This window comes from Paenibacillus sp. Y5S-9 (assembly GCF_036894235.1).
Classification (GTDB): Bacteria; Bacillota; Bacilli; order Paenibacillales; family Paenibacillaceae; genus Paenibacillus.
On sequence record NZ_CP145887.1, the window covers coordinates 1,856,477 to 1,868,763 of the forward strand.

The following is a 12,287-nucleotide window of genomic DNA, read 5'->3' on the forward strand; positions in this document are numbered from 1 at the left end:
AAGAAAAGGGGAGAAGAGGATGTCCCAAATAAATATCAATCCAAGTACTTCAGAGGATTCAGAGTACGTTCGCCAGCAATTAGTCGCATACAATGCGACCCATGTGAGCGAGGAATTAAGGCATCGGTACGAAGAACTGAATTTCAATATCAAAAATGAGACCGGCGAGATTGTTGCAGGTGTGCTTAGTACACTTTGCTGGAACTGGCTGGAGATTGATATTCTTTGGGTGGATTCTGAACAACGGCATCGGGGATATGGTTCCCAGTTGTTGCTTGAAGTTGAGCGAATTGCGCGAGAGAAATCTTGTGATTTTGTCATGTTGAATACTTCCTCCTATCAAGCACCGGAATTTTACAAGAAACATGGCTACCAATTAATCACAACGATCGAGAATGCACCGACTGGACACAGTCATTATTATTTTAAAAAGGACCTCATGTAAGACAAAGCGTGCGAAATAGGCAAAATCAGGAGGGTTATCATGGTTACCATTAAAGGAATCGAACTTGAAGATTTACCGGCACTAAGCCAGCTATACCATGAGTTGATGGGAATGTCTACCAATGAACAGCAGATGAAAAAGATGTTTCATTACATACAGCAGAATGGTCATTATCATGTGCTTGGAGCATTTTACAATGGCAAACTGGTTGGGTCCGTTATGGGGGTTGAGTGTATGGATCTGGTGGGGCCATGCAAACCGTTCATGGTTGTGGAAAATGTGATTGTATCGGATCAGGTACGCAGGCAGGGCATTGGGCAGAGATTAATGCTGCAGATTGAGCGGATTGCAAAAGATCTGGGTTGTGATTACATGATTCTGGTGTCTGGCGATCAGCGTAAGGAAGCACATATATTTTATGAGAAGTTAGGTTTCAAGGATGAGAAGGTTCAGGGTTACCGGAAGCATTTCTAAATAACCAAGCGGATGAAAATTTCTTACACAAGTGGAAGGATTACTTAAGGAACATGGCGAATAAGGCAGAGTCTTAACAAAAGAAACGAATAAGAGGGAGGCACTCTCGTGCTCAAAAAATGGGCTAATGTTTTCATGATTCTGAGCCTGGTATTCGCCGTATGTTCCCCAACCTCCTATGCTGCCGCCAAAACGGTTAAGGTAACGGTGACGTTGGTGAGCGCAGAGCTTGTCGAGAATAACTCTGTCGGTAATGAGTGGGCCATCGGAGCAAGTGTGAACGGCAAAGATCTGGAAGAGGGTTCATCGGTCACCTTAAATCTGAAGTCCACAGGTACGTTGAAACTGGAGGCCATCGCCGAAGAACAGGACAAAATTCCCGATTACGGGAGTAAAAGCACCAACGTCAAACTGTCTTCGTTCTCCAAATCAACCAACAAGACACTTTCCGTGGTGGTGACCGAGAACAGAGGTCGATATTCTGGTAACACAGCGACTTGGGCGTTCAAGTTTAAGATTAGCAAGAAGTGAATAGGAACCAACTGTGAGAAAAGGGAGCCTGGCTCTCTTTTTTTAATGCGTAGATAATTGGTGATCTAAAGGAAGAGAACGTTTCGAGCCACGCTGATCTTTGTTAAACTAAGGAAAACAACAGATAGAAATTTAAGATGAAATATTCAAAATAATACATAGGAGGTTAACACAATCATGCGTATCGTAGATAACATTAAAGTCTGGGGGGAGCCGCTGGAGAACGCCGTAAGTCAGGCGGTGACTTGCTCGCAATATGGAGATGTATTGGGTGTGGCTCTGATGGCCGACCATCACAAAGGTTACTCGCAACCCATCGGTGGTGTTGTCGCTTATCGGAATATGATCAGTCCGTCAGGTGTCGGATATGATATCGCCTGTGGCAACAAGGCTGTGCGCACAAATCTGATGTGGGATGATATTCGGGATCAGATTATAACGATTATGGATGACATCAATTCGACCATATCTTTCGGTGTGGGTCGTAACAATCCAACACCCGTGGATCATGAACTGTTCAACGACGCGAGCTGGAAGCTGTTTGATACCATTGAGCCGGGATTACAACATAAGCTGAAGACACTCGCACGCAACCAACTTGGAACCGTAGGCAGTGGTAATCATTTCGTGGATATTTTTGTAGAAGAGGCAACGGGAAAGGTATGGATCGCAAATCATTTTGGCAGCCGCGGGTTCGGTCACAAAGTGGCGAGTGGGTTCCTTAACCTGGCCGCAGGGCGTCAGTTCAGTGGCAAAGCGCCGGGCGAATCCATGGATCAACCGCCTACGTTGTTTGACTTGAACAGCGAAATGGGTGATATGTATTGGGATGGAATGACTCTGGCGGGTAGATACGCCTATGCAGGACGTGATTATGTCATTGAACAGGTGCTTGGAATTCTTGGGGCAAGTGCTGAATACGCCGTTCACAATCATCACAATTTTGCCTGGAAAGAACAACACATGGGTGAAGAGGTAGTTGTGGTCCGCAAAGGTGCAACACCACTGGCGCCCGGGCAACTCGGTTTTGTCGGAGGCAGTATGGGGGATATCTCGGTAATCGTGGAAGGAATCCACAGCGAGGAGAATACCGAGTCATTCCGCAGCACCGTACATGGGGCAGGGCGCACGATGAGCCGAACCCAGGCGGCTGGCAAAATGAATTACAAGTTGCGCACACGTATGGGCGGCGAGATTAGCGAAGCACAGATGCATGAGGCGATTCGTGCCTATGGTGTCGAGCTGCGGGGAGCGGGCACAGACGAAAGTCCGTTTGTGTATAAGAAACTGCAAGACGTACTGAATGCGCATGCGAATACGCTGAAAATCAACCATGTGCTGCGTCCCGTTGGTGTCGCCATGGCCGGAGGTAATGAATTCGATCCATATAAGGATTAGTCATATATGTTCAACTGAACATTTACACGATAACGGAGAGGGCAGAAATGACTTGAAGAAGCGGAGCGTTCGCCTAAAAGCTTTCTAAAGAAAGCTACATCGGAAGCATACGCTATCACTGGATTTCCCCTTTCAAAAAAAAGTAATAAAAAAATCTGGGGATAACAGCGATCGGAAAGTTATTCTGCCATCGGAGTGCCAGTGTAAATATTCATTAGTTGAACTATATATAGAGAGAGGGTGAGCTTCATGAGAAATTGTGCGATATATAGTTCTCAGTTTGACCTGGATCAGCTGTTTGAAGTGATTCAATCCATTTATCCTGAGGGGACGATTAAACGCCGGGAAGACAAGACTCATATTCAAGTGACTCAGAAGAAATGGTTCAGTAAAAAAACCAAAGGCTTCAATATCATGACCAGCCAGACACATCCTGAGGAATTTACGACAATGATTCAGGGAATGCTTGGATTTTTGAGTCAGATTGAGGGGCGCAATGCTTCGCTTCAGGAAAAGGTATTGATCAAATGTTCTACACTGAATATGGTGATTGGTATTGAGACGGAAGAGGATATCTCGGAAGAATTCTTCGGCGAGTTATTGCGATTGGCTGATGCGCTGGATGCTGTTATCTTCTGGGGAGGTGGATCTCTGCTGAATGCACAAGGCCAGCTATTGCTGGATGTGAATGGAGAATCTGAGGTAGAGGATTACACGGTGACAGCGCACACCAGTTTCCTTGACGGTAACAGACCCCAGTCGGAGTCTGGTATTCAACGTAAAGCGCGCTCAGAGCAATTGTTGACTGAACAAGGCATTCCGTATAATGCAAACTTACCTGCAAGGGCCGGAGATGAGCACACCACGATTCGGAGTAAAGAGGAAGTTGCGCGCCGTGCGGTTGCCCTATGTCTTGCCGCGCTTAAGGGTGAGTGTCTGGGAGCAGGCGAAAGTGCGGACGATACCGCAACTCTAGTTCAGGAAGTGATCGACAAGTATGAGGCTGAATCCTTTTTCTCACCCGTAGAGAAGAGGTTTATCGACCAGCACGGAGCAGAGCAGCAGGAGATCATCTCCTTTTCCTGGGGATATGAAGCGTACCACGTGATGTTGTGGGCGCTTGGTTATGTGAAGGAACTGGGTGCACCAACGGAGTTGTGTAACGTAGGGAAGGATGTCGGTTATTTGCAACAGAAGGATAGCTTTACCGACTTTCTCTCCGATGCATCTCTGCGTAACAAGAGCGAGATTCTGGATGAAGCAGATCTGATCTACCGTTATAACTGGGTGTGTGTCGATAGTCGTGTGAATGACAAAACACCTCCCGCTGGACTGAATGGTGGAGTGGCTTATGAACGTCACCGTGCATTGAACTGGTTGATCTGTTATCTGGATCAGGCGTGGGATGATGTGCGTACAGACACGTAGAGCTGGATGATGTTATGGCCTAATGTAATAAACAATAAACATTACACAACATACAACAATCAAAATACCCCTATAGCCGCACGAATACGGTTAAAGGGGTGTTTGGCGTGCTGTTCTGTGTGGACATAAGCTTTATCCATATATGCTTTTATCCACTATGCCTGCCGAACTGTTCACGAATAACGACGTCAGCAAGAATCAACTTTTTCTCGACGTTACTCTCTGGATTCGCAATGCGCCATAACATCTGATCCACTGCACGTGCACCGAGCAATTCCTTGTTCACATTGACTGTAGCCAGTAATGGGATATTGTCGTATAGATTATCAAATCCCGTGACAACACACTGATCGGGTACACGAATACCCATACTTTCAAGGGCTTCTATGGTGTATAAACCATAGAAATCATTCGCACATACAAACACTTCAGGCAGGTTATCCTCATTAATCACCGAAGTGAACGTCTGGCGGAACTCATCCAATGCCTGATTACTCAGCTCTGGAATCTGATGTATTTCCATCCCATTGCCCATAAGCACAGAAGTATACGCAATCCAGCGTTCATAGAAGCTATGAGCGTCCCCGATATTGCCAACAAACTGGAAGGTTTTGAAGCCCTTGCGGAGCAAATAGAGCATGATCTCGCGCATGGATGCAAAGTTATCGGTGAATATGCTGTCACTGTGAAAAACAGGGTCCAGGTGATCGACCATCACAACCGGAATACTGAGACGCTTGATTTCAAGCAGAATCGGGGTCGAGATCGAGCCAACGGTAATGATTCCACGAATGGCATCCGGGTTGAGCAGGGTAAATAGCTGGTCTGCTGAGGGTTCCGTCAAGGTCAGAATATTAATCCCTTTTTGGTTCAGTTTGGAAGAGATCCCGTTAAAGACGGGTCCCCAGTATACGGAGTCTTGATTTTGGTACCGAACATTGGGAAACAAAATCAAGATCGTTCCGCTTGAACGTGTGTTCTTTGGTTCCTGAGATTCATTGTTGTTATACAGTTCACCAGACAACATGCTGTTATCTTTGAAATATCCAAGCTTGCCAGCGGCCTTGAGAATGACATCCCTCGTTTGATCGCTAACTCCCGATTTTCCAGACAAGGCTCGTGACACCGCGAATTTCGACAAACCCGTAAAATGTGCAATCTCCTGAATTGTTACCTTTGTCTTCATCATACCATCCTTACACTCGTAGTTCTGCCGTATTCCTTATTTGGAGCGATATCCAACTGTTCCTAGTATAACATGATGTATTTCTCTTAATCTAATAACGGACAGAGAATTCAAAATGTTAGTGAAGCACAGTATTTTAGGATAAACGTTCAACGTGACAGTAAGCGCCATTTTCAGATAGAATGACGAATTTTGTCTGTTAAATTATTATTTTGTTATTATATAAAAATAACAAAATAAAAAAATATAGTCAGGGTTGTAATAAGTGTGTACTTAGGATTGAAGGTATTGAATAAGTTGTAACACAGGGATATAACAGTTTTATCAGCATTTTATCAGAATAATTAGAAAATGTTAACAACAAAAATGTTGACGCTTACATTTGGCTGTGTTAAATTTTGTTTGTCAAAAACAAACAAGAAAATAACAAATGGTGGTGGTCGTTCATTTTCGATTGGTTGGTGAATGGGGTTAATGATTTAGGGTGAACCATGATTGGTATACACATTCGGGGAGGTTGTTAAAATCATGATCAGAAGATGGAATGTTCTACCTCTGATGTTATTGGCCGTGATGCTTTTTGTATCCGCTTGCAATGGTGGGGGGACAGCGCAGACGGGGACCGAAGCAGAGGGAACAACGAACTCAGGTAACAGCACCGAAGTCGCTGAGACAGAGAAAGAGGGCGGAGCGGAAGAAGCTGTGGTTAATGTGCCTGATCTGGGTGGACGTGTCATCAAGGTCGCGGCCTGGTGGGACTTGAAGCCGGCGGGAGAGACGGCCTCCGATAAGGCCAGGCTCGATAAAATTGCAGAGGTCGAGAAGAAATACAACGTGAAACTGGAGTTTGTTAACGTACCTTTTGAAGAATACATGAACAAATTCACAACGTCTGCACTGGCTGGCGAACCGTTCGCCGACATCGTTCAGATGGAGTACAAATCCGCACTACCCGCCATCCTCAAAGGGCAACTATTGCCCATCTCCGAATTCACTACACCTGAGAATAACATCAACCAAGAGGCTAATCTGATTGCAAAATTTCCTGCCATTGCAGGCAACGAATACGCCTTCGACTCGCCAACCAGCATTGGTCTGGGACTTCACTATAACCGTGACTTGTTCAAAAAATTATCTTTGCCTGATCCTCAAGAACTGTATAACCAAGGCAAATGGGATTGGGACAAATTCATGGAACTTGCCAAACAGGCAACCAAAGATACCAATAACGACGGCAAAACTGATGTATACGGATTTTCTGGCTGGGCCCTTGATGTCGTTCGCCATTTTACCGCAGCCAATGGTGGCACGATCGTGGATGATACCAATAGCAAAGAAGGATTGTCTGATCCGAAAACGATTGAAGCTGCCGAATTCGTCAAACGCCTGTATAACGTGGAGAATGTCGTGAAGGTCAAAACCGGCGACAAAACCAATTGGGAGGAAAGCAATACGTTCAAAGATGGAGATGTAGCTCTGTTCACTGCTGCTGAATGGCAGTTGGGCGATCTCACCTTTGCTGTCGGCGTTGTGCCGATTCCGAACGGGCCACAGGGTAGCAAAGAGGTAACGTATGCAAACAACGCGGCATCGGCGAAGTTCATTCCAAAAGGTGTGGAAGATCCAAAGATCGTCTACCAAATCTATGAAGAGACCTTCGACATCCCGCAGATTGAAGAGTATCCAGGTCAGGATTATCTGGAAAGTCGTTATACCGACGAGAAGGATATCGCCATCATTCGCGAGCACATCGCTGGAACGGGCCGCATCTTGCTGGATGATGCCTACACGGGATACCCTTTCGGGGATTATGTGAACGATATTATCAAAAACAATGCTTCCGTGACAGCAACAGCCGAGAAATACAAAGCACAGGCACAAGCTGCCATTGATAAACTCGGCAAACAATAACAACACTTATCACAAGCAAACGATTCAGGCAGGGGCTCGTGTCGGCAATGTTGCACGGAGTCCCTTTTTCCTGAACCACCAAATCGGCATTGCTGGCATCAGCCTTGATGAGGAGGACTCGTAGGATGGCTGGAATTCTACAACGTAAAACATGGATATTGTCCACAGTGATCATCGTGGCGGCAGCTTGCATCATTCTATATGTAACTTCCGGCGCTGATGGGAAGAGTGCAGACGTTCCACCTGACAGTCTGCCTGCGATTGAAGTGGATGCGATTTTGCAGCAGACCCGGCAGAAGAAGGGATACGAACAGTATCGCTCGGGAACAGGGCAGGCTTCACAGCCGAGTGTGGACATCACCATTGAAGCAGGAGATTACATAAGAGCCGAAGGTGAAGACGTCCGCACACTGACGAATTATGAGGGAATGAATGGTGTATCTCTCCATACCGGAGAGACAGGACAAGTCGATTGGACCATTAACGTGCCGGAGACCGGGCTGTATAACCTGTCCGCGATTTATTTTCCCGTTGAAGGCAAGAGTTCGGCCATTGAGCGTGCATTATACATTGATGGTGAACTTCCTTTTGCGGAAGCCGCCTATTTGCAGTTTGACCGGGTATGGGCGAATGAGAAAGATGTTGTGGAGCAGGACAATCAAGGCAATGACCTACGCCCGAGACAAGTGGAGAAACCTCGCTGGATGGAAGAAACGTTTCAGGACTCAGACGGATACGAACAGGTTCCATTCAAGTTTTATTTGGAAAAAGGTGAACACACGCTAACGCTAAAATCATCGCGTGAACCCATGGTGATTCGGTCCATTCGTCTTTTCAATGAGAAGACAGCGGTCCCTTACGCGGAGACTGCGGGTGCACAACAGTCGGATTCTTCTGGACAGCCGAAGGATGTACTTATTCGCATTGAAGGAGAAGCCGCTGTTGCCAAATCTTCACCTACGTTATACCCGACGAGCGAAAGGTCAAGTTCTGCTGTATCTCCTTATAGCGCTTCCCAGGTACGCATCAATACGATTGGCGGCTTTAGCTGGCGTCTGCCAGGACAATGGATTGAATGGGAAGTGGATGTACCGGAGAGTGGACTGTATCATATCGGTTTTACCGCACAGCAGAATTTTGTCAAAGGCATCTATTCTACACGTAAACTGACCATCGACGGTGAAGTTCCGTTTGCAGAGATGGCCAAAGCACCTTTCCGTTACCAGAGTGACTATCGTATTGACGTCATGGGCGGCAAGGAAGCATACAAATTTCAATTGGACAAAGGAAAACATGTACTGCGGCTGGAGAACAGCCTGGGTGACTTCGCGCCGCTTATCCGCAATGTGGAGGACAGTCTGTACAACTTGAACTCCATGTACCGACGCATTCTGATGATTACAGGTACCAAGCCTGATGAATTCCGGGATTACCGGGTGGAAAAGCAGATCCCGAACCTGTTGGAAGTGTTCAGCGGGGAAAGTAAACGACTCAAAGACGTGGCCGTACAGCTTCGTCTTCTATCCGGGCAGTCCAGCGATCAGGAAGCCTTGATTAAGACGATGGCGCTTCAACTGGACGAGATGATTGACAAGCCAGATACCATTCCAAGACGGCTTGCGGCTTATAAAACCAACACAGGCGGTCTCGGCACATGGGTGCAACAGGCACGAGAACAGCCCCTGGAGATTGACGCACTGTACGTCACTTCGATTGACCAAGATATTCCCGGAACAGGTATGGGGCCACTTGCCAAGCTTGGTCATGAAGCGAAGATATTCTATCATTCGTTCTTTATTGATTATAATCAGATTGGCAATGTAGCCACATCGGAAGATCAGCGGACGGTAACCGTCTGGATTGGTAGTGGACGTGACCAGGCAAATACGATGAAAGCGATGATTGACAAGACCTTCACACCAGACAGTGGCATTAACGTGAATCTGAAGCTGGTCAACATGGGAACCTTGCTGCCAGCGACGTTGTCCGGTGAAGGACCCGATGTTGCCATGCAGATCGGCAATGATCTGCCGGTGAATTTTGCGATGCGGAACTCGGCTGTAGATCTTACGCAATTCAGTGATTATAGCACCGTGGAACAGGAGTTCAGGGAAAGCGCGATCGTGCCGTATGCCTATGATTCAGGTGTATATGCCCTGCCGGAAACACAGACCTTTAACATGCTGTTTTATCGTAAAGACGTGCTCGAAGAACTCGGACTTGAAGTGCCTCAGAACTGGGAGGATGTCGAGGCTCTACTCGCGATTCTGAGCAAAAATCATATGGAATTCGGTATGCCGATTGTGACCCAGGCGAATATGCAGGGTGTCAATATTCCGCCGAACTCACAGTATGCCACGATGCTGCTTCAGAACGGAGGCGCTTTCTATCGAAACGATGACAAGGAGTCGGATCTGGATTCCCGGATTGGAATCGAGACGTTCAAGCAGTGGACAGAATTCTATACCGATTACAAGCTGGAGCGGGAATATGATTTTGCCAACCGTTTCCGGACAGGACAGATGCCTATTGGACTAACGGATTACACCATGTACAACCAGTTGTCCGTATTTGCACCGGAGATTCGGGGACTATGGGGCTTCGTTCCTGTCCCGGGAACCGTTCAGGCGGATGGAACCTTGAATCGGGACGTACCGGGTGGAGGCAGCGCAGTCATGATGCTGGAGGGTGCCAAGGATCAGGATGCGGCGTGGGAGTTCATGAAGTGGTGGACCAGTACACCGATTCAGGCTGAATTTGGACGGGAGATGGAAGGACTGATGGGTGCCGCTGCCAGGTATCCAACGGCCAACATCCAGGCGCTGGATTCCCTGCCGTGGCCTGCGGAGGATTACGCCAATCTCAAGGCACAATTCGAAACGGTGAAGGGCATTCCTGAAGTACCCGGTGGTTATTTTACAGGCCGCCATCTGTTCAATGCATTTTACAAAACCGTTGTTGGCCAAGTGGAAGCCAGGGAATCCATCATGGATTATACCCAATATATTCAGGACGAGATTCGAGTCAAACGTAATGAATTTGGTCTTCCGTAAGCAGAGGGAGGGTTAATCGTGCCACAAATATCACTCCGAGACGGACAAAACAGTCCTCCTGAGAAAGCGTCAAGGATGGGCATGAAATCGTGGTGGAGCTGGAAGCTCCAGGAAATGAAGGCCAGCAAACATTCCTATGTTCTGCTTGCACCTTATATGCTCCTGTTCCTCATGTTTACCGTGATTCCGGTTGTCATCTCGATTATACTCAGCTTCACCTACTTTAACATGCTGGAATTTCCACGTTTTATTGGCTGGCAGAACTATACTCGTCTGTTTCTGGAGGATGATGTATTCCTGATTGCAATCAAGAATACGCTGCTGTTTGCCATTATTACCGGACCGATCAGTTATATTGCCTGTTTTGTCTTCGCGTGGATCATTAATGAGTTAACACCGAAATGGAGAGCGTTCATGACGCTGATCTTCTACGCGCCCTCCATCTCGGGCAATGTGTATTTTATCTGGCTGATGATTTTTTCGGGAGATCGTTATGGTATTGCCAATGGGCTGTTGATCAAATGGGGTTTTCTGCTGGAGCCAATCCAATGGCTGAAGACGGAAGCCTACATTATGCCTATTCTCATTCTCGTGCAGCTATGGCTGAGTCTCGGAACTGGATTTCTGGCGTTTATCGCCGGTTTGCAGACGGTGGACCGGACATTGTACGAAGCGGGAGCGGTGGATGGCATTAAAAATCGCTGGCAGGAGTTATGGTACATTACCTTGCCTTCGATGCGTCCGCAGCTCATGTTCGGTGCAGTCATTCAGCTCACAACCTCGTTTGCCGTGGCCGATGTGTCGATCGCACTGGCCGGGTTCCCAAGCGTGAACTATGCGGCAGAGACGGTGGTCACCCACTTGATCGACTTTGGTACAACGCGATTTGAGATGGGATACGCATCGGCGATTGCCACCGTGCTGTTCATGATTATGGTGGGGACCAACTTGCTGGTACAGAAACTGCTTCGAAGGGTGGGAGAATAGCTATGGCTGCAATTGCGACAGGCAAAAAGCGGGTGAATCGCTCGCTATCGGGAAGCCTCTCCCTGTTTGCCCTTCTGCTCGTATTTGGTGCCTTCATGGTGCTGCCGCTGATCTATGCGATCAACAATGCATTCAAACCATTGGATGAGATTTTCACCTTTCCACCAACGCTGTTTGTCAAAAATCCGACGTTCAGCAACTTTACAGATCTGCTGAATCTGCTGAGTGACTCGTGGGTGCCGTTCTCACGTTATATATTCAACACGGCATTTATTACAGGCATCGGTATCGTAGGCCATGTACTGCTGGCTTCCGCAGCGGCGTACCCGCTTGCCAAGCATAAGTTCCCGGGCAAAGTATTCATGTTCCAAGTGGTTGTACTGTCACTGATGTTCACACCTGCGGTGACGGCCATTCCGAACTATATGATCATGTCTTGGCTCGGATGGATTGACACGTACTGGGCTGTTATCATTCCGGCATTTGCCTATTCACTCGGGTTGTATCTGATGAAACAGTTTATGGAGCAGATCCCGGATGCACTGCTGGAAGCAGCCAAGATTGATGGTGCCAGTGAATACCGGATCTTCTGGTCCATTGTTATGCCTAATGTGAAGCCCGCGTGGCTTACATTAATCATCCTGCTGTTCCAGATGTTATGGGGCAGTGATGGCAATGGATACATCTACAGCGAGCAGCTCAAGACCCTGCATTATGCTGCAGGTCAGATTATTCAGGGCGGAATATCCCGGGCAGGAGCGGGTGCTGCGGTAGCACTGATTTTGATGAGTGTGCCGATCACGCTATTTATTTTCTCTCAGAGCCGAATCATTGAGACGATGGCGAGTTCGGGCATGAAGGATTAAGGGGGAAC

General features: G+C 47.4%; 10 protein-coding genes. 9 read left to right on the forward strand and 1 reads right to left on the reverse strand.

Features of this window, described 5'->3' with window-relative positions; all coding sequences use genetic code 11:
* Positions 1 to 19: 19 nt before the first annotated feature.
* The 5 genes from V6669_RS08330 (at position 20) to V6669_RS08350 (ending at position 4,276) form a co-directional block, all read left to right on the forward strand.
* Complete coding sequence (locus V6669_RS08330) at positions 20 to 445, forward strand: GNAT family N-acetyltransferase (RefSeq protein ID WP_338592726.1); 426 nt, start codon at positions 20 to 22, stop codon at positions 443 to 445.
* A gap of 39 nt (positions 446 to 484) precedes the next feature.
* Positions 485 to 919, forward strand: a complete 435-nt coding sequence (locus tag V6669_RS08335) for a GNAT family N-acetyltransferase (RefSeq protein WP_338592729.1) — start codon at positions 485 to 487, stop codon at positions 917 to 919.
* A gap of 108 nt (positions 920 to 1,027) precedes the next feature.
* Positions 1,028 to 1,450: a hypothetical protein gene (locus tag V6669_RS08340; RefSeq protein WP_338592731.1), complete on the forward strand. Its 423-nt coding sequence runs from the start codon at positions 1,028 to 1,030 to the stop codon at positions 1,448 to 1,450.
* Positions 1,451 to 1,627: 177 nt separating this feature from the next.
* Positions 1,628 to 2,848, forward strand: a complete 1,221-nt coding sequence (locus tag V6669_RS08345; protein ID WP_338592733.1) for an RtcB family protein — start codon at positions 1,628 to 1,630, stop codon at positions 2,846 to 2,848.
* A gap of 249 nt (positions 2,849 to 3,097) precedes the next feature.
* Positions 3,098 to 4,276 (forward strand): DUF4272 domain-containing protein, encoded by a 1,179-nt coding sequence (locus V6669_RS08350; protein ID WP_338592735.1) that lies wholly within the window; start codon positions 3,098 to 3,100, stop codon positions 4,274 to 4,276.
* A gap of 148 nt (positions 4,277 to 4,424) precedes the next feature.
* Here the strand turns inward: V6669_RS08350 and V6669_RS08355 are convergent, their stop codons facing one another.
* A complete protein-coding gene (locus V6669_RS08355; RefSeq protein ID WP_338592737.1) occupies positions 4,425 to 5,465 on the reverse strand; it encodes a LacI family DNA-binding transcriptional regulator in 1,041 nt (346 codons plus the stop codon).
* A 525-nt stretch (positions 5,466 to 5,990) separates the two neighbouring features.
* On the opposite strand from V6669_RS08355, the gene V6669_RS08360 reads away from it, so the two are divergent.
* The 4 genes from V6669_RS08360 to V6669_RS08375 all read left to right on the forward strand — a co-directional run bounded on the left by V6669_RS08360 (position 5,991) and on the right by V6669_RS08375 (position 12,279).
* On the forward strand, positions 5,991 to 7,373 hold the full coding sequence (locus tag V6669_RS08360) for an extracellular solute-binding protein (RefSeq protein WP_338592739.1): 1,383 nt from the start codon (positions 5,991 to 5,993) through the stop codon (positions 7,371 to 7,373).
* A 125-nt stretch (positions 7,374 to 7,498) separates the two neighbouring features.
* Positions 7,499 to 10,426, forward strand: a complete 2,928-nt coding sequence (locus tag V6669_RS08365) for an extracellular solute-binding protein (RefSeq protein ID WP_338592741.1) — start codon at positions 7,499 to 7,501, stop codon at positions 10,424 to 10,426.
* A gap of 75 nt (positions 10,427 to 10,501) precedes the next feature.
* Positions 10,502 to 11,413 (forward strand): sugar ABC transporter permease, encoded by a 912-nt coding sequence (locus tag V6669_RS08370; protein WP_047842211.1) that lies wholly within the window; start codon positions 10,502 to 10,504, stop codon positions 11,411 to 11,413.
* Between the two features lie 2 nt (positions 11,414 to 11,415).
* Positions 11,416 to 12,279: a carbohydrate ABC transporter permease gene (locus V6669_RS08375; protein WP_310333736.1), complete on the forward strand. Its 864-nt coding sequence runs from the start codon at positions 11,416 to 11,418 to the stop codon at positions 12,277 to 12,279.
* Positions 12,280 to 12,287 lie beyond the last annotated feature (8 nt).